We start from the raw sequence: 20858 nt of genomic DNA on the forward strand, positions 1-20858 counted from the left end.
GGGGGCGCGCAAGGTGCCTCACCCCCCAAGCCTCGCCAAAGGCTACAAGAGTAGCTGTTTGGCGTTATCGATCAGGCGTTGGTTCAACACCTGCGCTGGCCCCACTTGCACACTTTGGGTGTAAAACGGCGGCAGCTTCTGTGCCAGCTCAGACACTGCCTGGGCACTGGTCGCACCGGGCAGCAGCACGTATTGCAGGTTTGACGGGTAGCTTTGCGGCACCGGGCCTTCCATCGTCGAACCATAGGCACCGAAGGTCATTACCGCCTGCGATGTGGTGGGGTCCGGGATGTAAAGGAACACAAAAGTGCCGTATTTTGGGTGCGTAAGGTACTGCTCGGCTTGAGCGCGAACGGCGGCGTCCTCGTCGTTCATCAGCTTCCAGCGCAGTTCTGCATAACCACGGGTGGTTTTCATAAAGGCAGTGCTGATCGGCGACAGCTGTTCGTCACCGCCCAGGCACACTAGCAGGTTGCCAAACGGATCGAGCAGCGCGACGGCATTCAAGGCGCCGCCGTTTGCCTGAGCCTTGCGCGCCACGCCAACCAATGGTTTGCACAGTTCATCACCGGGGCTGCGGGGGTTGGGCGATACCGTCGTCAGTGCTTCATCACTGAGATTTTTTAACGCCTTGTACACGGGGCTGGTGATCGGCAGGGTGGCGGGGTTTTTCAGGTGTGCCGGTTCGATGCCGCTGTTGTTACTCGAATCACGCACCGTATTGACGCTGGCTTCAAAGATCGTTGACGTCAGGTAGTAGGTCTGCGAGTCGACACTCTGCTCGGCAAACACCGGCGCAGTAGAGCCCACGTAGGCGCGATTGACGGGGTTTCCCACGGCGTAGTAAGCCCAACTCTGTTGCGCTTGCAGGCGAACTTTCGGCGGCAGCGAGGGGAAGTCGAATGCGCTGTTGTAGTTGACGCCAGCATAGGTGTCGATAGCGCTGACAGCCACATTGAAGCCAGCGGTGAGCAAGGCGCCCGCGCACATGGCACAAGGGTCGAGGGTGGTGACGACAGTCAGTTGGCTGGGGGGCGGCAATTTCAGTTCGGCGGCATTTTTGTAGTACCAGTCAACCAGTTGTCGCTCGCCGTGGGCGGTCGGGTCGTGGGGCAGGAAGTAGGTTTTGTTGGTAAACGGATAAGGCATCAGCACATTGTTGTGCATGGCGACGATGAGTTCTTGAGTGGCGTTGTTGATAATCGCGCCGCCTACGGCGAAGGTCTTTTGCTGTGCAGCGGCGATGGACTCCTGTGCGACGATGCTGACAGCTTCTTGTGCACTTTTGACGATGGTCATGCGTTCAACTCCTGTTGATGGAACAGCTATCCGTGCTCCGGGTTTGGATCTGTGTTTCAGAGCATGAACTTCAGTCTAGTCATCGTTGCGGCTGCGGGCTGCGCCCTTCGTCTGCTTGCATACCGTCGCAAGAACAACATTAAACTTTTGAATCCCAAGCATATTCTGTAGCCTTGGCGCCCGGAATAGCTTGTCCGTGCCTGATACATACATTCTCCCAGCGGGACTTGACGGTCCAGAGCTGGTGGTACACTCGACTTTCGCGCAGCAGCGCTTGCAGGTCTTGCGAACATGACGCAAATTTCTGAACGACTTCTGGTTCAAGCCCACCTTGATGCCAAGCAGCCCAAGCCGTTGACTGAGGCCCAAGCCCTCAGCCTGCGTGCGCAGATCGCGGCTGAACTGAAAGCCCGCGACGCGGTGCTGGTGGCACACTTTTACTGTGATCCGGTGATTCAGGCGTTGGCCGAAGAAACCGGGGGCTGTGTGTCCGACTCCCTGGAAATGGCCCGCTTTGGTGCGGCCCATCCGGCCAAGACCATTCTGGTGGCCGGTGTGCGCTTTATGGGTGAGACTGCAAAAATCCTTACCCCGGAAAAGCGCGTGCTGATGCCTACGCTGGAGGCCACCTGTTCCCTGGACCTGGGGTGTCCGGTGGAAGAGTTCTCGGCGTTTTGCGACAAACACCCCGAGCGCACGGTGGTGGTGTATGCCAACACCTCGGCGGCGGTCAAGGCCCGGGCTGACTGGGTGGTGACGTCAAGTTGCGCGCTGGAAATCGTCGAAAGCCTGATGGATAACGGCGAAACCATTATCTGGGGGCCGGACAAGCATCTGGGCCGCTATATTCAGCGCCAGACCGGTGCCGACATGCTGCTGTGGGACGGTGCCTGCATCGTTCACGAAGAATTCAAGTCCAAGCAGCTTGAAGACATGAAGGCGCTGTACCCGGATGCGGCAATCCTGGTTCACCCGGAGTCGCCGGAGGCGGTGATCGATCTGGCGGACGCCGTGGGTTCTACCAGCCAACTGATTGCAGCGGCGCAAAACCTGCCGAACAAGACCTTTATCGTGGCCACCGATCGCGGCATTTTTTACAAGATGCAGCAGCTATGCCCGGACAAGGTGTTTATTGAGGCACCGACGGCGGGTAACGGCGCGTCGTGCCGCAGTTGCGCGCATTGCCCGTGGATGGCCATGAACACCCTGGAACGCACGCTGGAGTGCCTGCAGCAAGGTACTAACGAAATCTTTGTTGATCCTGCGCTGGTGCCACAGGCCATTCGCCCGCTCAAGCGCATGCTGGATTTCACCCAGGCGGCGCGTTTGAAACTGGCGGGGAATGCCTGATTAGCCAGCACTGTTCTTTGTGGGAGCGGGCTTGCTCGCGATGGGGTCAATCAGGTCAAACTGACATACCGAGTTGCCTGAATCGCGAGCAAGCCCGCTCCCATAGGTACTGAGCCAGTCAGGCTCAGTTCATCATATCCTTGAGCGCCCGCTCCTGATCCATCAACTCGCGCTTGCGCGCATCCAGGCGCGATGACAGCTGGAAGTTGTTGGTCAGCTTCTGGGCAAAATCCAGCTGCTGGATGGCCTGACGGTAATCACCCACCAACGCAAAGTATTCGGCACGGGCCTGATGCAGGCCGATGATATTGCCCGACAAGCCTCGTGTTTCAGCTACCGAGTACCAGACATCCGGGTCATCAGGCCGGCTTTTGAGCAGGGCCTCCAGCGCTGTGTCGGCTTCCTTCGGTTTATTCTGCTTGAGCAGCAAATCAACCCGGGCCTGATTAAGCGGGTAATTACCCGGATACAGCGTGCGCATTCTGTCGATACGCTGCTGGGCTTCGGCCAGGCGGTTGCTGTCCATATCCAGCTCGATTTGCGCCAGGTTGTAGGTAATATCGTTCGGCGCCTTGTCCAGCAACGGCTTGAGGGTATCGCGGGCTTCGTTGAACTGGCTGCCCTTGATATAGGCAATTGCCAGGCCATAACGGGCTACGTCATTTTTCGGGTTTTCATCCAGTTGCTGGCGAAAACGCTTGGCAGCCAAACCCGGAGTTTCTTCGTAATTGAGCTGCACCCGCGCGCGGATCAGTTGATAGCGCAGGCTGTCTTCGGTACCGCCCACTCGGGCCTGTTCGGCGCGGTTGCGGGTGTCGGCGATACGCGATTCGGTGACCGGGTGAGTCAGCAGGAACTCCGGTGGCCTGCCGTCAAAACGGTACTGGCGCATCAGTCGCTCGAACATGGTGGGCATGGAGCGCGGGTCATAACCGGCTTTTTCCAGATTGAGGATGCCGATGCGGTCCGCTTCCTGCTCATTCTGGCGTGAGAAGCGCCGCTGCTCTTGCAGCGCCGCCGCCTGTGTACCGGCAATCGCGGCAATGCCGGCGTCGCCCGCACCAGAGGCCGCAACAATGATCCCGGCGAGCAGGGCGGCCATCATCGGCAACTGCATGCGTTGCTGGGCTTCTACACCGCGGGCGAAGTGGCGTTGCGACAGGTGGGCCAGTTCGTGGGCCATGACCGAGGCGTATTCACCTTCGGTCTGGGCATTGAGGAACAGGCCGCCGTTGACCCCGATAATTCCGCCGGGAGCAGCAAAGGCGTTGAGCTGCGGGCTGTTGATCAGGATAAATTCCAGGCGCCGGTCCTGTACCTGGCTGGTTTCGACCAGTTTGTAGACGCTGGTTTCGACGTAATCCTTAAGCTGCGGGTCATTGAGTTGTGACACCTGGCCTCGCAGCATGCCCAGCCAGGCACGGCCCAGCTGATACTCTTGTTGCGGCGAGACTATGGACGAACTGGCATCACCCAGAGACGGTAAATCGTCGGCGAAGCTCGGTGATGCGAGCAGGCAAGCGAGCGTCAACAGGGTAGGGCGCAGAAAAGTCATGCACAAGGCTCTGGTCGGTAAAGCGCTTACTGTAGCTCGGCACTCGGCTGGCGACCAGTGGCGGGTCTGCTTGAGGTATTCTAAGCGGCATAAAAATGACCTCTGCGGAGAAGTACACAATGACTGAAGTGCTGGCCCATGATGCCGAACTGGACGCTGCGGGCCTCAATTGCCCGTTGCCGTTGCTCAAGGCAAAAATGGCGCTGAACAAGATGAGCAGCGGCCAGACCCTCAAGGTGATCGCCACCGATGCGGGCTCACAACGGGACATTCGTACCTTCGCCCGCCTGGCAGGTCATGAGCTGCTGCGCGAAGAAGTGGATGCCGGCACCTATCGCTACTGGTTACGCAAGGCCTGAATCCTGCAAAACCTCAAGTGTGGGAACGAGCCTGCTCGCGAAGGGCCCCTGCATCTATTGCGAGCTTTCGCGAGCAGGCTCGCTCCCACAGAAGCGCCGCTCTTTTCTCTAAGGAATATCGATGTTCAAAGTGTTACGTGGTTGGGTCCAGCGCTATTTCTCCGATGAAGAGGCCGTGGTGCTGGCAGTGTTACTGGTGCTGGCGTTTACTGCCGTACTGACGTTGGGCGGCATGTTGGCTCCGGTACTGGCGGGCATGGTGCTGGCGTATCTGATGCAAGGCCTGGTGGTGACCCTGGAACGGATGCGGGTACCGGCCGCGGCGGCAGTCGGGCTGGTATTTGCGCTGTTTATGGGGCTGTTGCTGGTGTTTCTCGTGGTAGTGGTGCCTTTGCTGTGGCATCAGTTGATCACGTTGTTCAACGAACTGCCGGGCATGCTCGCCAAGTGGCAATCGCTGTTGCTGCTATTGCCCGAGCGTTATCCGCATCTGGTGTCAGATGAGCAGGTGCTGCAAGCCATCGAAGTGGCCCGCAGTGAGATCGGCAAGTTCGGGCAACTGGCCCTGACCTTTTCGTTGTCCAGCTTGCCACTGCTGGTCAATATCATGATCTATCTGGTGCTGGTGCCGATTCTGGTGTTTTTCTTTCTCAAGGACCGGGCGCTGATCGGTCGTTGGGTGCGTGGCTACCTGCCCCGCGAGCGGGCGCTGATTACCCGGGTGGCCGAGGAAATGAACCGCCAGATCGCCAACTACATTCGTGGCAAGGTCATCGAGATCATCATTTGTGGCGGCGTGACCTATATCGCTTTCGTCACCATGGGCCTTAACTACGCGGCCCTGCTGGCGCTGCTGGTAGGGGTTTCGGTGGTGGTGCCCTATGTAGGGGCCGTGGTGGTGACGGTGCCGGTGCTGTTGATTGCCCTGTTCCAGTGGGGCTGGAGCGATCAGTTTATCTATTTGATGGCGGTCTACGGGATCATCCAGACCCTGGATGGCAACGTGCTGGTGCCGTTGTTGTTCTCCGAGGCGGTGAGTCTGCACCCGGTGGCGATCATTTGCGCAGTGCTGTTGTTTGGCGGCTTGTGGGGCTTCTGGGGGATATTCTTTGCCATCCCGCTGGCGACCCTGTTCAAGGCCGTGCTCGACGCCTGGCCCCGTGAGCAGCAGCAAGGAGTGGCCCCGCTGTTGTAAATCACGCAACGCCAGACATGAAAAAGCCCCGGCTCTCACGAGTCGGGGCTTTTTCGTTACTGCATCAGCTTACGCTTGAATTACCGGGATATTGGCATTGGCAGCCGCTTCACGGAATTCGGCGATCTGATCAAAGCTCAGGTAGCGGTACACGTCCGCTGCCATGGTGTTGATCTCTGCCGCGTAGGCCATGTATTCCTCAACGGAAGGCAGGCGACCCAGGATCGAGGCAACCGACGCCAACTCGGCCGAGGCCAGGTAAACGTTCGCGCCGTCACCCAGACGGTTCGGGAAGTTACGGGTCGAAGTCGACACAACAGTCGAGTTCGGCTCTACACGTGCCTGGTTACCCATGCACAGCGAGCAGCCCGGCATTTCCATGCGCGCGCCAGCTTTGCCGTAGATGCCGTAGTAGCCTTCTTCGGTCAACTGGTGAGCGTCCATCTTGGTCGGCGGCGACAGCCACAGACGGGTTGGCAACTGGCCTTTGACCTTGTCCAGCAACTTGCCCGCAGCGCGGAAGTGGCCGATGTTGGTCATGCACGAACCGATAAACACTTCGTCGATTTTCTCACCGGCAACGGTGGACAGCAGACGGGCGTCATCCGGGTCGTTTGGCGCGCAGAGCACAGGCTCATTGATGTCGGCCAGATCGATTTCGATGATGTGCGCGTATTCGGCGTCAGCATCGGCTTCCATCAGCTCAGGGTTGGCTACCCAGGCTTCCATCGCTTGAGCACGACGCTCAAGGGTACGTGCATCGCCGTAACCTTCACCGATCATCCAGCGCAGCAGGGTGATGTTGGAGTTCAGGTATTCGGTGATCGATTGTTTCGACAGCTTGATGGTGCAGCCAGCCGCCGAACGCTCTGCCGAGGCGTCGGACAGTTCGAAGGCCTGCTCGATGCTCAGGTTGTCCAGACCTTCGATTTCCAGGATGCGACCCGAGAATTCGTTGATCTTGCCTTTCTTCTCTACCGTCAGCAGGCCTTTCTGGATGGCGACGTAAGGAATGGCGTGAACCAGGTCACGCAGGGTGATGCCCGGCTGCATTTCACCTTTGAAGCGAACCAGAACCGATTCCGGCATGTCCAGTGGCATTACGCCAGTGGCTGCGGCGAACGCGACCAGACCAGAACCGGCCGGGAACGAAATGCCCATCGGGAAACGGGTGTGGGAGTCGCCGCCGGTGCCGACGGTATCCGGCAGCAGCATACGGTTCAGCCAGCTGTGGATGATGCCGTCGCCCGGACGCAGGGACACGCCGCCACGGGTCATGATGAAGTCAGGCAGGGTGTGGTGGGTGGTCACGTCGATCGGCTTTGGGTAAGCCGCGGTATGGCAGAACGACTGCATTACCAGATCAGCGGAGAAGCCCAGGCACGCCAGGTCTTTCAGTTCGTCACGGGTCATGGGACCTGTGGTGTCCTGAGAGCCTACGGTGGTCATCTTCGGTTCGCAGTAAGTGCCCGGGCGAACGCCGGTTACGCCGCAAGCCTTGCCGACCATTTTCTGCGCCAGGGTGAAACCCTTGGTGCTTTCGATGGGTGCTTCAGGCTTCTTGAACAGGTCGGTAGGGCCCAGACCCAGTTCAGCACGAGCCTTCTCGGTCAGGCCACGGCCGATGATCAGAGGGATACGGCCGCCAGCGCGAACTTCGTCCAACAGCACCGGGGTCTTCATTTCGAAGGTGGTGATGACTTCGTCGGTACCGTGCTTGCAGACTTTGCCAGCGTGCGGGTACAGGTCGATCACGTCGCCCATGTTGATGTTGGAAACATCGAATTCGATTGGCAGTGCGCCAGCATCTTCCATGGTGTTGTAGAAGATCGGAGCGATTTTGCTGCCGAAGCAGAAACCACCGGCACGCTTGTTCGGTACATAAGGAACGTCGTCGCCGAAGAACCACAGTACGGAGTTGGTCGCCGATTTACGCGACGAACCGGTACCGACCACGTCACCGACGTAGGCAATCGGGAAGCCGGCGTTGCGCATTTCTTCGATCTGCTTCATCGGGCCGATGGAGCCTTGAACGTCCGGCACGATACCTTCACGAGCCATTTTCAGCATGGCCAGGGCGTGCAGCGGGATGTCAGGGCGCGACCAGGCGTCCGGAGCAGGTGACAGGTCGTCGGTGTTGGTTTCGCCGGTGACCTTGAACACGCGCAGGCTGATTTTGTCAGCCAGGACAGGGCGGTTCTTGAACCACTCGCCGTCAGCCCAGGATTGCACCACGGCTTTGGCGTGGACATTACCGTTTTTGGCTTTTTCAGCGACGTCGTGGAAGGCGTCGAACATCAGCAGGGTGTGCTTGAGTTGCTCGGCGGCAACCGGTGCCAGCTCTGCGTCGTCCAGCAGGTCAACCAGAGTCACGATGTTGTAGCCGCCTTGCATGGTGCCAAGCAGTTCAACAGCGCGTTTTTTGCTGATCAGGGGGGAAGTGGCGTCGCCCTTGGCGATAGCGGCCAGGAAGCCGGCTTTTACATAGGCTGCTTCATCAACACCCGGCGGAATGCGGTTGGTGATCAGGTCGACGAGGAATTCTTCTTCGCCGGCAGGCGGGTTTTTCAGCAGCTCAACCAGGCCTGCAGTTTGTTCGGCGTTAAGCGGCTGGGGAACGATACCCAGTGCTGCGCGCTCTTCGATATGTTTGCGGTAGGCTTCAAGCACAGTTATTACCCTCATCATTGGTCCCAAATGGGTGTCCGGGACGCTCATCCAGGAATGCCAGGCACTCATGCGCTGCGGGGCTTTTTGAGCCGCTTAGCCAGAATTGCAAGGATTCCCAACAGAAGCTGTTTTCAAAGTTTTACGCCTTCCGAACGGGGGGCATGATGAATGTTGGTGCGGGTATCTGCAGTGCAAACACTCCTCACCAACACCGTTCTTCGGGATCAACTGTGCTCGTGACGCTTTGAAAACAGCTTCTAACGGACATTGGCGCCTTAAAAGGCAGACCGATTCTACGGTAAAAACTTGTTAAAGGTAAGTTAGCCCCCGAAGGTTGAGGGGTGATATGCGTTAGACAAAGGGCTAACATGGCCACCTGTTTCGTTCGCCAGTGCTCTATTTCGCCATGTCCAATCACACCATCAAGACCCCCTGCATAGGCCTTTGCTCAACGGTTTACGGCGACCTCGTGTGCCGTGGTTGCAAGCGTTTCCATCATGAAGTGATCAACTGGAACGGTTACAACGAGGAAGAAAAGCGCGCTGTATGGCGCAGGCTGGAGCAGTTGTTGGTGCAGGTGATGGCGGGCAAGGTGGAAGTGTTTGATCGCGCCACCCTGCGTGACCAACTGGTGGCGCGCAAAATCCGCTTTGTGCCCGCCCAGTCCGAGTATTGCTGGGCCTACCAGCTGATTGCCCGCGGTGCGCGGGTGATCAATCAGCTGGAGCTATACGGCATGGTGCTATTGCCGGAGTTTCGCGGCTGGGCGTTGACTGAGTTGCGTGATGCCATTGATCGGGAATTTTTCCTGCTGTCGGAAGCGCACTATCAACGCTATATCGCTCCGGGCTTTCTGCAGGAAGCCTTTGGCGAATAGGCCGATCAGCCTTTACTCGCCAGTTCTTCCAGGTGCTCGGCCATATCATCGGGCTTGAGCACCAGGATGTCGCTTTCCAGCTTGTCGATCACCACTTCTGCGGTATTGCCGATCAGTGCCCCTGAAAGGCCGGTGCGCGCCACTGTCCCCATCACGGTCACGACAGCCCCCAGGGCTTTGGCGACCCGCGGGATGATCACGTCAGCGGGGCCTTCCTCGATATGCAGGCGACTGTCATCGATTTCGCACTGCTGCTGGAACACTTTGCACTCGGCCCGGTAGGTTTCCTGCAATTGGGTGTCCAGCGGGTAGGCGGCGTCAACCGCTGCGAGCATCGGTGCCGGGTGCGCACTGACCACATGAAATTGCGCCCGGGCCATGCTGGCAATGCGAAAACCGTGGTCAACGATGCTTGAGTGCAGGGCCATATGCTCGGGGTCGTTGTTACCCACATCCACGGCGGCCAGAATCACCCCGTTCTCCCAGGTTTCAGCGGTTTTAACCAGCAGCACAGGGCTTGGGCAGTAGCGCAGCAGCTTCCAGTCTTCGGGGGTGAGCAGCACTTTTTTCAGCGGGTTGTCGGGTACGTGCTGTTTGATTACCAGCCCGCAATTGTGATCCTGCTGCACCTTGATGATGGTGGTGTGCTGGCTTTCATGCCAAGCCTGCTCGCTGGTCACGTTGTAGGCCTCACTTTTCAAGCTGCTTTCAAGCACACTGAGCAGGGCCGAATGGTCATGCTTTTTATCGCAGATCAACAGGTGCAAATGCGCCTTGGTGTGGCTGGCGATGTGTTTGGCACGCTTGAGGGCGAGGCTTTCCATCAGATGGGGCTCGATAACGACCAACAGGCTGTTGATGCTGTGCATGACCGGTAACTCCACAAGTAATAAAAGCGGCGTGTAATCACTATAGATGCTCGGCAGTTGCTCCTGTGTTGATGCATATCAAGTTACGCCGTTGGTGCTGCGCTCCGTGGCCCGTATAATCCCCGGCTCGCCTCAATTCAGCCTTTGTGAGCCCCATGTCAGCAATTGTTCAAATCACTGCCGGTCTGCCGTGCAATTCCCGATGCTCGGGAGCGTGCGCATGAATCTTCCTGAAATTCATGAGTTCCTCGGTTGCCGCACGCCTGACGGCTGGATCGCAGCGGCACTGGCTGATCAGGAAACCCTGCTGATCGATCACAAAAACTGTGAGTTCAAGGCCGCCAGCACGGCGTTGAGCCTGATCGCCAAGTACCATTCCCATGTTGACCTGATCAACATGATGTCGCGTCTGGCCCGTGAAGAGCTGGTGCACCACGAGCAGGTCATGCGCCTGATGAAAAAGCGCAAGATCGAGCTGCGCCAATTGTCGGCCGGGCGCTATGCCTCGGCGCTGCGCAAGGTGGTGCGTAACCACGAACCGGTCAAGCTGGTCGACACCCTGGTGGTGGGTGCCTTTATTGAAGCCCGCAGTTGCGAGCGTTTCGAAGCGCTGGTGCCGCATCTGGATGAAGAACTTGGCAAGTTCTACTTTGGCCTGCTCAAAAGCGAGGCGCGGCATTTTCAGGGCTACCTGAAACTGGCCTATCAATATGGCGACGCCAAGGATATTGCCCAGGTGATCGAGCGGGTCAGGGCGGCGGAGCAAGAGCTGATTGAGTCGCCGGATGTCGAATTCCGCTTTCATAGCGGTGTGCCAGCACTTTCTTGAAACCTCTTTAAATTCCCCGTGGGAGCGGGCTTGCTCGCGATGGTATCGCCTCGGTTTGTCTGGCAGACCGCAGTGCCTGCATCGCGAGCAAGCCCGCTCCCGCAGTCGTTTCTTATTCCATCAAATAGCCATATAGATAGCCTGCTAATAATCGGCTTGACATTAGCTGCCTAGGCAGTAATATTTCGTAACATTACTGCCTAGGCAGCTTCCTGGTGCCCTGATGAAACACTTCCACCCTGATAACTTTCAAAACTGCACCCTGGGTTTGCTCCTGGGGCGTACGGCCATGCTCAAGGACAAGATCATCGACCGCCATATGGAGCCTTACGGCATCACGGCGGCGCAGTTCAAGGTACTGATCATCATGGCCCAGTTCGATGTCGACACCCCGGCTGAACTCTGCCGCCACTTGTGTCTGGACAGCGGCTCGATGACCCGCATGCTCGATCGTCTTGAGCAAAAAAACCTGCTGGTGCGCCAGCGCTCCGAGGCCGATCGGCGGCAAATCCGCCTGGTGCTGACTGATGACGGCCAGGCACTGGCCAGCCAGTTGCCCAAGATTGGTGCCGATGCCATGAATCAGCTGGCTGGCGCCATCAGCCCGCAAGAGCTGCAAAGCCTGGAACAGATCCTGAAGAAAATACTGTTGGCAGCGGGTGATCCCATCACTGTCATGCGCTTAGGTGAAAAATGAGCCACAAGACACTGCGTACAGGCCTGAGCCTGGTTTTTACGTCAATGGTACTGGCCGGTTGTGCCAGTTACAGCGGGCTGAACACCGTGGGCGTGAGTCAGGACGGGAAAAACCTTGAAGCGGCCCAAACGCTGGCAGGCATCACCGTCAGCCCGGCGGCCTGGCCTGAGAAGGACTGGTGGAAACGCCTGGGCGACGCTCAGTTGGACGGCTTGATCGAGCAAGCACTGCGCGACAGCCCGGATATGCAGATAGCCAGTGCCCGCGCCCATCAGGCCGCTGCTGCGGCCGGTGCCGCGGATGCTGCGCGCATGCCGACCCTGAATGCCGAAGCCGATGTTTCCCGTTCGCGCCTGTCGCGCTCCCAGGACCCGACCGGGCAGGGTGGCCGCTATGACACGCTGCGCGACGCCAGCCTGACCTTCAATTACACCTTCGATCTGTGGGGCGGCCAGCGTGCGGCCTGGGAAGCGGCATTGGGCCAGGCGCGTGCCGCCGAAGTCGACAGCCAGGCCGCGAGCCTGACCCTGGCCGCCGATGTGGCGCGGGGCTACAGCCGTCTGGGGCATGCCTTTATTGTGCGGGATCTGGCCAAGGATGATCTTGAGCGCACCGGCAAACTGCTCGATCTGAGCAAGCGCCGTCTGCAAGCCGGGATCGACAGCCACTATCAGTTCCAGCAAACCGAAAGTCTTGAGGCCAGTTCTCAGGAACAGCTGATCAATGCTGAAAAACAACTCAAAAGCGCACGCATCGCGCTGGCGGTGTTGTTGGGCAAAGGGCCGGATCGTGGAATCGACATCGCCCGACCGAAGATTCTGGCTCCGGGTGCAGTCGCTTTGCCGAGCACTTTGCCAGCCGAACTCCTTGGCCGTCGCCCCGATCTGGTCGCCGCGCGCTGGCGGGTTGAGGCAGCGAGCAAGAACATTGCCGCAGCCAAGACGCGCTTTTATCCCAACCTCAATTTGAGCGCGGCGGCGGGAACTCAGTCGTTGCTGGGTGATGCCCTGTTTGGCTCTGTCAGTCGCTTTATGAATATTGCCCCGGCGATTTCGCTGCCCATCTTCGACGGCGGGCGCCTGCGTGCAGGGCTGGATGCCGAGGACGCCAATTACGACCTGGCGGTGGCGCAGTACAACAAAATTCTGGTGGGCGCCCTGGGCGACGTCAGTGACACCCTGGCGCAGTTAAGTGCCGTGGGGCAGCAGATCACGACCCAGCAGCGGGCCACCGATATCGCCCAGGAGTCGTTCAGCACCGTACTGCAACGCTACGGTTCGGGCGTTGGCAACTATCTGGATGTGCTCAGCATTGAGCAGCAATTGCTTCAGGCTCAGCGCCAACTGGCGGACCTGAATGCCGAGCAGATCGATCTTTCGATTCAACTGATGCAAGCCCTGGGCGGTGGATTTCAGCCCGGCAACCCGGCTGCGGCCGTTCCCACTGAAGTCCTCGCTGGCAGAATTATTTAGGTACCCGTTATGGCCACTGTGCAAACACCGAATGAAACGCAACAACCCCAGGACGCAAGCAACCAGCGCAAACGCAAGCTCTGGCTGAGCGGCCTGGCGATTCTGGTCATCCTCCTCGGGCTGGGCGTCTGGGCCTGGGAAGAACTCTATGGTCGCTGGAATGAAAGCACCGACGATGCCTATGTAAATGGCAACGTGGTTGAGATCACACCGCTGGTCACCGGTACGGTGGTGAGTATCGGTGCCGATGATGGCGATCTGGTGCATGAAGGTCAGGTGCTGCTTAATTTCGACCCGAGCGACGCGCAGGTGGGGCTGCAAAGCGCCGAGGCCAATCTGGCCCGTACCGTGCGTCAGGTTCGCGGCCTGTTCAGTGATGTGAAGGGCATGAAGGCCCAGGTTGCTGCGCAGAAAGTCGAAGTGCAGAAAAACCAGGACAACTACAACCGCCGTAAAAGTCTGGCGGCGGGTGGGGCTATTTCCCAGGAAGAGCTGTCCCATGCCCGGGATGATCTGTCGTCGGCGCAAAGTGCCCTGCGCACTGCCGAGCAAAAACTCGATACCACCAGCGCGCTGGTCGATAACACCTCGGTGGCCAACCACCCGGATGTGAAAGCCGCGGCCGCGCAACTGCGTCAGGCGTATCTGGCCAATGCCCGCTCCACCTTGATCGCGCCGGTAACCGGTTATGTGGCCAAGCGTACGGTGCAATTGGGTCAGCGCGTTCAGCCAGGCACTGCGTTGATGGCGGTCATTCCCCTGAACCAGCTGTGGATCGATGCCAACTTCAAGGAAACCCAACTGCACAAGATGCGCATTGGTCAGCCGGTGGACATTGAATCGGATATCTATGGCAGCGGCGTGAAATACAGCGGCACCATCGACAGTATCGGCGCCGGTACCGGCAGCGCGTTTGCCTTGCTGCCTGCGCAGAATGCCACAGGCAACTGGATCAAGATCGTACAGCGGGTGCCGGTGCGTATTCATATCAACGCTGATCAGTTGGCCGAGCATCCGCTGCGGGTCGGTTTGTCGACCACTGTGGATGTGAATCTGCGTGACCAAAGTGGCCCGGTACTGGCCCAGCAACCGCCACAAAAAGCCTCGTTCACCACCACTGTGTATGCACAGCAATTGGCCGATGCCGAAGCCCTGATTGCGCGTTTGATTGACAGCAACAGTGCGGGTAATAGCGATATGTCTGCCCAACGCTGATTCGCCAATCCATAAGCCCCGCCGCAAAGGCGGGGCTGCATTCCCGGTTTTAAAGGATTTGCGATGAGTACAAACGCGTCTTTTACCCCTCCCAGCCTGGTACTGGCCACCATTGGCCTGTCACTGGCGACCTTTATGCAGGTGCTCGACACCACCATCGCCAACGTTGCCTTGCCCACCATCTCCGGCAACCTTGGGGTGAGTTCGGAGCAGGGTACGTGGGTGATTACTTCATTTGCGGTAAGTAACGCGATTGCATTGCCCCTGACCGGCTGGTTGAGCCGGCGTTTTGGCGAAGTGAAGCTGTTTTTGTGGGCCACCATCCTGTTTGTACTGGCCTCATTCTTGTGTGGTATTTCCACCTCGATGCCTGAGCTGGTCGGCTTTCGCGTGCTGCAAGGGCTGGTGGCCGGGCCGCTGTATCCCATGACCCAAACCTTGCTGATTGCGGTGTACCCCCCGGCGAAACGGGGGATGGCATTGGCATTGCTGGCGATGGTCACGGTGGTCGCGCCGATTGCCGGGCCCATTCTGGGCGGCTGGATCACGGACAGTTACAGCTGGCCGTGGATCTTCTTCATTAATATTCCGATCGGCATTTTTGCGGTGATGGTGGTTCGCCAGCAACTTAAGGCGCGCCCGGTGGTGATCAGCCGCCAGCCAATGGATTATGTGGGGTTGATAACCCTGATTATCGGGGTGGGTGCGCTGCAGATTGTGCTCGACAAGGGCAATGATCTGGACTGGTTCGAGTCCAACTTTATCCTGCTGGGTACGGCATTGTCGGTGGTGGCGCTGGCGGCCTTTATCATCTGGGAAATGACCGACAAGCATCCGATCGTCAATCTGCGCCTGTTTGCCCATCGCAACTTTCGCATCGGCACCATTGTGCTGGTACTGGGTTATGCCGGGTTCTTCGGCATCAACCTGATCCTGCCGCAGTGGCTGCAGACGCAAATGGGCTATACCGCCACCTGGGCCGGGCTGGCAGTGGCGCCAATCGGGATCTTGCCGGTATTGATGTCGCCCTTTGTGGGCAAGTACGCGAATAAATTCGACTTGCGCCTGCTGGCCGGGCTGGCGTTTTTGGCCATTGGCCTGAGCTGCTTTATGCGTGCCGAGTTCACCAACGAGGTGGATTTCCAGCATATCGCCATGGTGCAGCTATTTATGGGGATTGGTGTGGCACTGTTCTTTATGCCGACCCTGACCATATTGATGTCTGATTTGCCGCCGCATCAGATCGCTGATGGCGCGGGGCTAGCGACCTTCCTGCGCACTCTGGGGGGCAGCTTTGCGGCGTCCCTGACCACCTGGATCTGGATTCGCCGGGCGGATCAGCATCATGCCTATATGAGTGAAAGCATCAGTGCCTATGACCCGGTCACCCGGCATGCCCTGGAAAATCTGGGGGGTGCCAGTACACCGGCCTACGCCCAGCTGGATCAGGTTCTGACCAGTCAGGCGTATATGTTCTCCACGGTGGATTACTTCACCATGATGGGCTGGCTGTTTATGGGCTTGATCTTGCTGGTATGGCTGGCCAAACCGCCGTTTGCAGCAAAGGCGGGGCCGGCGACTAGCGGGCATTAAAAAAACGGTGGGGCTGGAGCCCTGAAAATCCCTTGTGGGAGCGAGCCCGCTCGCGAAAGTTGCCATGGGTTTTATCTGTGATACTGCGCAGAAACCTTCGCGAGCAGGCTCGCTCCCACGGGTTTATTGTGAGGGAGTCGGCGCGAAATCAAACGGCGCCAGTTGCATGCCTTGCTCATCCACTTGCAGCACCCAGCCCTGACGGTCCCAGTCTCCCAGCACAATGCGTTTTGCGGCCTGTTCACCGATCTGCAGCTTGTGGATCGCCGGACGATGGGTGTGGCCGTGAATCAGGGTATGCACACCAAAGTGGGCCATGATCCGCGGCACTTCCTCGGGGGTCACGTCAACAATGTCATTGGCTTTCATGCGGGTCTGGGCGCGGCTTTCGCTGCGCAGCTTGCGCGCCAGCTTGTGTCGAGTGCTCAGTGGCAGGTGGCGCAAAACCCATAAAGTGACGGGGTTGCGCAGGTAGCGTCGCAGGCGCATATAGGCTTCGTCGCGGGTGCACAGGCTGTCGCCGTGCATCAGCAAAACCGGCTCGCCATAAAAGTCGACAACGCTGGGGTCTTTGATCAGGGTGCAGCCAGCCGCTTTACAAAAGGTCTGGCCAAGCAAAAAGTCGCGGTTGCCGTGCATCAGAAAAATCTGCGTGCCGGTATCGCTCAGGGTGCGCAGCGCTTCACAGATTGAGCGCTGGTAGGGGGTCATCGCATCGTCGCCAATCCAGGCTTCGAAAAAGTCGCCCAAAATGTAGAGCGCCTGAGCCGAGCGCGCGCGCCCGGTCAGGAAATCCAGAAACGCCCGGGTTATGTCCGGGCGCTCCTCTTCCAGATGCAAATCTGAAATCAGCAGTATCACTCAATGATCTCTGCTTTCTCGACGATCACGTCTTCTTTTGGCACGTCCTGGTGGCCGGCTTTGGAAGTGGTGGCAACGCCTTTGATCTTGTCTACAACGTCCTGGCCTTCAACCACTTTACCGAATACGGCATAGCCCCAGCCCTGAGCGGTTTTGCCGCTGTGGTTGAGGAAGCTGTTGTCAGCCACGTTGATGAAGAACTGGGCGGAAGCCGAATGCGGCTCCATGGTGCGAGCCATGGCCACGGTGTACTTCTCGTTTGGCAGACCGTTGTCAGCTTCGTTCTGGATGCTTGGACGCTTGTCTTTCTTTTCTTTCATGCCAGGCTCGAAACCGCCGCCCTGGACCATGAAGTTGCCGATTACACGGTGGAAAACAGTGTTTTCGTAGTGGCCGGCTTTAACGTATTCGATGAAGTTGGCAACGGTGATCGGTGCTTTTTCAGCGTTCAGCTCGATCACGATGTCGCCGTGGTTGGTGCTCAGTTTTACTTGGGTCATGGTCGTTATCGCTCTATCAGGGAATTCGTCGGGCCAGGGGGCGGGGTGAACACACCTTAATCCCCCTGGCTGGCTGGGTAGATACAGCCGCGGGCGGAGTTTAGCGTGCTCGCACGGCATTTCGATGCTGTTTTTCCCATATGGGGACTAAAAGCCGGCATTTCAATCGCTTTGATTGAGCACCTGCTCTGTCAGGGACTTGACGGCATCGGCTATGATAGGCGCTTTGATTTAGTCGGCCGACCCAGGCCGCGCACCCTGTTACGTTCAAGGATCCTATGAGCAAGCCCACTGTCGACCCCACTCTGAATCCAAAGGCTGGCCCTGCTGTCCCGGCTAACTTCCTGCGTCCAATCGTTCAGGCGGACCTAGACTCGGGTAAATACACGCAGATCGTGACCCGCTTCCCGCCGGAGCCCAATGGCTACCTGCACATCGGTCACGCCAAATCCATTTGTGTGAACTTCGGGCTGGCTCAGGAATTCGGCGGCGTAACGCATTTGCGTTTTGACGACACCAACCCGGCCAAAGAAGACCAGGAATATATCGACGCGATCGAAAGCGACGTGAAATGGCTGGGCTTCGAATGGTCTGGCGAAGTGCGCTATGCCTCGCAATATTTCGACCAGTTGCACGAGTGGGCGATTTACCTGATTAAAGAAGGCAAGGCCTACGTCTGCGACCTGACCCCCGAGCAAGCCAAGGAATACCGCGGCAGCTTGACCGAGCCTGGCAAGAACAGCCCGTTCCGCGACCGCAGCGTCGAAGAGAACCTGGACCTGTTCGCCCGCATGACGGCCGGTGAGTTCGAAGACGGCAAGTGTGTGCTGCGCGCCAAGATCGACATGGCATCGCCGAACATGAACCTGCGCGATCCGATCATGTATCGCATCCGCCATGCCCATCACCACCAGACCGGTGACAAGTGGTGCATCTACCCGAACTATGACTTCACCCATGGTCAGTCGGATGCGATCGAAGGTATCACCCATTCGATCTGCACCCTGGAGTTCGAAAGCCATCGTCCACTGTACGAATGGTTCCTTGACAGCCTGCCAGTACCGGCGCGCCCGCGTCAGTACGAATTCAGCCGTCTGAACCTGAACTACACCATCACCAGCAAGCGCAAGCTCAAGCAACTGGTTGATGAAAAGCACGTCAATGGCTGGGATGACCCGCGCATGTCCACGTTGTCGGGTTTCCGTCGCCGTGGCTACACGCCAAAATCGATCCGCAACTTCTGCGACATGGTCGGCACCAACCGTTCCGACGGCGTGGTTGACTTCGGCATGCTGGAATTCAGCATCCGTGACGATCTGGACCACAGCGCGCCGCGTGCCATGTGCGTACTGCGTCCGTTGAAAGTGATCATCACCAACTATCCAGAAGACAAGGTCGAAAACCTTGAGCTGCCTTGCCACCCGAAAGAAGACATGGGTGTACGGGTTCTGCCATTCGCCCGTGAGATCTATATCGATCGTGACGATTTCATGGAAGAGCCGCCAAAAGGCTACAAGCGTCTTGAGCCTGCGGGCGAAGTGCGTTTGCGTGGCAGCTATGTGATCCGTGCCGACGAAGCAATCAAGGACGCCGATGGCAATATCGTCGAACTGCATTGCTCGTACGACCCTGAAACCCTGGGTAAAAACCCTGAAGGTCGCAAGGTCAAGGGTGTAGTGCACTGGGTGCCGGCGGCTGCCAGCGTCGAGTGCGAAGTGCGTTTGTATGATCGACTGTTCCGTTCGCCGAACCCGGAAAAGGCCGAAGACGGCGCGGGCTTCCTGGAAAACATCAACCCTGACTCGCTGCAGGTACTGACCGGTTGTCGTGCTGAACCCTCGCTGGGCAATGCACAGCCGGAAGACCGTTTCCAGTTCGAGCGCGAAGGCTACTTCTGCGCGGATATCAAGGACTCGAAACCCGGTCACCCGGTCTTCAACCGTACCGTGACCCTGCGCGATTCGTGGGGCCAGTGATCAAGTTTTGAAGGAACAAGCCGTGCTTACGATCTACAACACGCTCACCAAGAGCAAAGAAGTTTTCAAGCCGCTGGACGGCAACAATGTGCGCATGTACGTGTGCGGCATGACCGTGTACGACTACTGCCACATTGGCCATGGCCGCAGCATGATCGCCTTCGATCTGGTGACCCGCTGGTTGCGTTTCAGCGGTTATAACCTGACCTATGTGCGCAACATCACGGATATTGAAGACAAGATCATCAATCGTGCCCGTGAAAACGGCGAGCCTTTCGAAGCGCTGACCGAGCGCATGATCGCGGCGATGCATGAAGATGAAGCGCGGCTCAATATCCTCAAGCCGGATATGGAGCCGCGTGCCACGGATCATATCCTTGGCATGCACGCGATGATCCAGACCTTGATCGACAAGGGCTACGCCTACGCCCCGGGCAATGGTGACGTGTATTACCGCGTCGCCAAGTTCATGGGCTACGGCAAGCTGTCGCGTAAAAAGATCGAAGATCTGCGCATCGGTGCGCGTATCGAGGTTGACGAGGCCAAGGACGATCCGCTGGACTTCGTGCTGTGGAAAGGCGTCAAGCCGGGCGAGCCGAGCTGGGAATCGCCGTGGGGCCCGGGTCGTCCGGGCTGGCATATCGAGTGCTCGGTGATGTCCACCTGCTGCCTGGGTGAGACCTTCGATATTCACGGTGGCGGCAGCGATCTCGAGTTCCCGCACCATGAGAACGAAATCGCCCAAAGCGAGGCGGCCACGGGTAAAACCTACGCCAATGCCTGGATGCACTGCGGGATGATTCGCATCAATGGCGAGAAGATGTCCAAGTCCTTGAACAACTTCTTCACCATTCGCGACGTTCTGGCGAAATATCACCCGGAAGTGGTGCGTTATCTGCTGGTGTCGAGCCACTACCGTAGCTCGATCAACTACTCGGAAGACAACCTCAAGGACGCGAAAGCCGCCCTTGATCGTTTCTACAACGCACTTAAAGGCTTGCCGAAGGTTGCTGCGGCCGGTGGCGAGGCGTTTGTCGAGCGCTTTACCCAAGTAATGAACGACGACTTCGGTACACCGGAAGCCTGTGCCGTACTGTTCGAGATGGTTCGCGAGATCAACCGTTTGCGCGAAACTGATCTGCAGGCCGCTGCTGGCCTGGCCGCGCGTCTCAAGCAACTGGCTGATGTGCTGGGTGTGTTGCAGCTTGAGGCCGACGACTTCCTGCAGGCCGGTGCTGAAGGCAAGGTCGATGCTGCTCAGGTGCAAGCCTTGATCGATGCGCGTCTGGCTGCCCGTGCCGGCAAGGACTGGGCTGAGTCGGATCGTATTCGCGATCAGCTCACGGCAATGGGTGTTGTGCTGGAAGACAGTAAGGGCGGGACAACCTGGCGTCTGGCTGACTAGGTTGCTCGTTGCAAGAGCAAAAGCCCGTGCCGGGGTAGTCTAGTCAGTTAAGGGGGAGCTGTGGGAGCGGGCTTGCTCGCGATGCAGGCGACGCGGTTGATAGTTAAACCGCGTCGCCTGCATCGCGAGCAAGCCC

Annotated in this window: 17 protein-coding genes; 11 read left to right on the forward strand and 6 right to left on the reverse strand. The window is 58.3% G+C overall.

Annotated features, from left to right (window positions below):
- Positions 1–42 precede the first annotated feature (42 nt).
- Entirely contained in the window at positions 43–1299 is a 1257-nt protein-coding gene (locus ACZRMH_RS07355) for a nucleoside deaminase (RefSeq protein WP_464012851.1), read from the reverse strand.
- A gap of 291 nt (positions 1300–1590) precedes the next feature.
- On the opposite strand from ACZRMH_RS07355, the gene nadA reads away from it, so the two are divergent.
- Positions 1591–2649, forward strand: coding sequence for a quinolinate synthase NadA (gene nadA, locus ACZRMH_RS07360; protein ID WP_464012852.1), 1059 nt, complete (start codon positions 1591–1593; stop codon positions 2647–2649).
- Between the two features lie 124 nt (positions 2650–2773).
- On the opposite strand, the gene ACZRMH_RS07365 is transcribed toward nadA, so the two are convergent.
- Positions 2774–4204 (reverse strand): M48 family metalloprotease, encoded by a 1431-nt coding sequence (locus ACZRMH_RS07365; RefSeq protein ID WP_464012853.1) that lies wholly within the window; start codon positions 4202–4204, stop codon positions 2774–2776.
- Between the two features lie 119 nt (positions 4205–4323).
- Here ACZRMH_RS07365 and ACZRMH_RS07370 point away from each other — a divergent pair, with 119 nt between their 5' ends.
- Both ACZRMH_RS07370 and ACZRMH_RS07375 read left to right on the forward strand, forming a co-directional pair.
- Positions 4324–4563, forward strand: coding sequence for a sulfurtransferase TusA family protein (locus tag ACZRMH_RS07370; protein ID WP_464012854.1), 240 nt, complete (start codon positions 4324–4326; stop codon positions 4561–4563).
- Positions 4564–4684: 121 nt separating this feature from the next.
- Complete coding sequence (locus ACZRMH_RS07375) at positions 4685–5758, forward strand: AI-2E family transporter (protein WP_464012855.1); 1074 nt, start codon at positions 4685–4687, stop codon at positions 5756–5758.
- Positions 5759–5827: 69 nt separating this feature from the next.
- Here the strand turns inward: ACZRMH_RS07375 and acnB are convergent, their stop codons facing one another.
- A complete protein-coding gene (acnB, locus tag ACZRMH_RS07380; RefSeq protein WP_464012977.1) occupies positions 5828–8428 on the reverse strand; it encodes a bifunctional aconitate hydratase 2/2-methylisocitrate dehydratase in 2601 nt (866 codons plus the stop codon).
- Positions 8429–8834: 406 nt separating this feature from the next.
- On the opposite strand from acnB, the gene ACZRMH_RS07385 reads away from it, so the two are divergent.
- Positions 8835–9305, forward strand: coding sequence for a DUF1289 domain-containing protein (locus ACZRMH_RS07385; RefSeq protein ID WP_464012856.1), 471 nt, complete (start codon positions 8835–8837; stop codon positions 9303–9305).
- A 5-nt stretch (positions 9306–9310) separates the two neighbouring features.
- Here ACZRMH_RS07385 and ACZRMH_RS07390 read toward each other — a convergent pair whose 3' ends face one another.
- Complete coding sequence (locus ACZRMH_RS07390; RefSeq protein ID WP_464012857.1) at positions 9311–10174, reverse strand: universal stress protein; 864 nt, start codon at positions 10172–10174, stop codon at positions 9311–9313.
- A 220-nt stretch (positions 10175–10394) separates the two neighbouring features.
- Between ACZRMH_RS07390 and ACZRMH_RS07395 the strand changes: the two genes are divergently transcribed.
- From ACZRMH_RS07395 to ACZRMH_RS07415, 5 genes are all read left to right on the forward strand, one after another.
- Positions 10395–11003, forward strand: a complete 609-nt coding sequence (locus tag ACZRMH_RS07395) for a MiaE family protein (RefSeq protein ID WP_464012858.1) — start codon at positions 10395–10397, stop codon at positions 11001–11003.
- Positions 11004–11226: 223 nt separating this feature from the next.
- On the forward strand, positions 11227–11700 hold the full coding sequence (locus tag ACZRMH_RS07400; protein WP_464012859.1) for a MarR family winged helix-turn-helix transcriptional regulator: 474 nt from the start codon (positions 11227–11229) through the stop codon (positions 11698–11700).
- Positions 11697–13172: an efflux transporter outer membrane subunit gene (locus tag ACZRMH_RS07405; protein ID WP_464012860.1), complete on the forward strand. Its 1476-nt coding sequence runs from the start codon at positions 11697–11699 to the stop codon at positions 13170–13172. Before ACZRMH_RS07400 ends, ACZRMH_RS07405 begins: the two co-directional genes overlap by 4 nt.
- Positions 13173–13181: 9 nt before the next feature.
- Complete coding sequence (locus ACZRMH_RS07410) at positions 13182–14387, forward strand: EmrA/EmrK family multidrug efflux transporter periplasmic adaptor subunit (protein WP_464012861.1); 1206 nt, start codon at positions 13182–13184, stop codon at positions 14385–14387.
- Between the two features lie 63 nt (positions 14388–14450).
- Entirely contained in the window at positions 14451–15980 is a 1530-nt protein-coding gene (locus ACZRMH_RS07415; protein ID WP_464012862.1) for a DHA2 family efflux MFS transporter permease subunit, read from the forward strand.
- Between the two features lie 123 nt (positions 15981–16103).
- Here the strand turns inward: ACZRMH_RS07415 and lpxH are convergent, their stop codons facing one another.
- Both lpxH and ACZRMH_RS07425 read right to left on the reverse strand, forming a co-directional pair.
- The gene (lpxH, locus tag ACZRMH_RS07420; protein ID WP_464012863.1) at positions 16104–16841 is read right to left on the reverse strand and encodes a UDP-2,3-diacylglucosamine diphosphatase; all 738 of its coding nucleotides are present in this window, start codon (positions 16839–16841) and stop codon (positions 16104–16106) included.
- Positions 16838–17341, reverse strand: coding sequence for a peptidylprolyl isomerase (locus tag ACZRMH_RS07425; protein WP_464012864.1), 504 nt, complete (start codon positions 17339–17341; stop codon positions 16838–16840). Before ACZRMH_RS07425 ends, lpxH begins: the two co-directional genes overlap by 4 nt.
- A gap of 278 nt (positions 17342–17619) precedes the next feature.
- Between ACZRMH_RS07425 and ACZRMH_RS07430 the strand changes: the two genes are divergently transcribed.
- Together ACZRMH_RS07430 and cysS are read left to right on the forward strand one after the other, a co-directional pair.
- Positions 17620–19317 (forward strand): glutamine--tRNA ligase/YqeY domain fusion protein, encoded by a 1698-nt coding sequence (locus ACZRMH_RS07430; RefSeq protein WP_464012865.1) that lies wholly within the window; start codon positions 17620–17622, stop codon positions 19315–19317.
- Between the two features lie 22 nt (positions 19318–19339).
- Positions 19340–20722 carry a cysteine--tRNA ligase gene (cysS, locus tag ACZRMH_RS07435; RefSeq protein ID WP_464012866.1) on the forward strand — a complete coding sequence of 461 codons (1383 nt, stop codon included), beginning with the start codon at positions 19340–19342 and terminating at the stop codon, positions 20720–20722.
- The last annotated feature ends 136 nt before the right edge of the window (positions 20723–20858 follow it).

Source organism: Pseudomonas sp. B414, assembly GCF_055408445.1.

Coding starts and splice junctions, on each gene's coding strand:
- ACZRMH_RS07355 (WP_464012851.1), bottom strand. CDS start 1,299: ATGACCATCGTCAAAAGTGCACAAGAAGCTGTCAGCATCGTCGCACAG.
- nadA (WP_464012852.1), top strand. CDS start 1,591: ATGACGCAAATTTCTGAACGACTTCTGGTTCAAGCCCACCTTGATGCC.
- ACZRMH_RS07365 (WP_464012853.1), bottom strand. CDS start 4,204: ATGACTTTTCTGCGCCCTACCCTGTTGACGCTCGCTTGCCTGCTCGCA.
- ACZRMH_RS07370 (WP_464012854.1), top strand. CDS start 4,324: ATGACTGAAGTGCTGGCCCATGATGCCGAACTGGACGCTGCGGGCCTC.
- ACZRMH_RS07375 (WP_464012855.1), top strand. CDS start 4,685: ATGTTCAAAGTGTTACGTGGTTGGGTCCAGCGCTATTTCTCCGATGAA.
- ACZRMH_RS07385 (WP_464012856.1), top strand. CDS start 8,835: ATGTCCAATCACACCATCAAGACCCCCTGCATAGGCCTTTGCTCAACG.
- ACZRMH_RS07390 (WP_464012857.1), bottom strand. CDS start 10,174: ATGCACAGCATCAACAGCCTGTTGGTCGTTATCGAGCCCCATCTGATG.
- ACZRMH_RS07395 (WP_464012858.1), top strand. CDS start 10,395: ATGAATCTTCCTGAAATTCATGAGTTCCTCGGTTGCCGCACGCCTGAC.
- ACZRMH_RS07400 (WP_464012859.1), top strand. CDS start 11,227: ATGAAACACTTCCACCCTGATAACTTTCAAAACTGCACCCTGGGTTTG.
- ACZRMH_RS07405 (WP_464012860.1), top strand. CDS start 11,697: ATGAGCCACAAGACACTGCGTACAGGCCTGAGCCTGGTTTTTACGTCA.
- ACZRMH_RS07410 (WP_464012861.1), top strand. CDS start 13,182: ATGGCCACTGTGCAAACACCGAATGAAACGCAACAACCCCAGGACGCA.
- ACZRMH_RS07415 (WP_464012862.1), top strand. CDS start 14,451: ATGAGTACAAACGCGTCTTTTACCCCTCCCAGCCTGGTACTGGCCACC.
- ACZRMH_RS07425 (WP_464012864.1), bottom strand. CDS start 17,341: ATGACCCAAGTAAAACTGAGCACCAACCACGGCGACATCGTGATCGAG.
- ACZRMH_RS07430 (WP_464012865.1), top strand. CDS start 17,620: ATGAGCAAGCCCACTGTCGACCCCACTCTGAATCCAAAGGCTGGCCCT.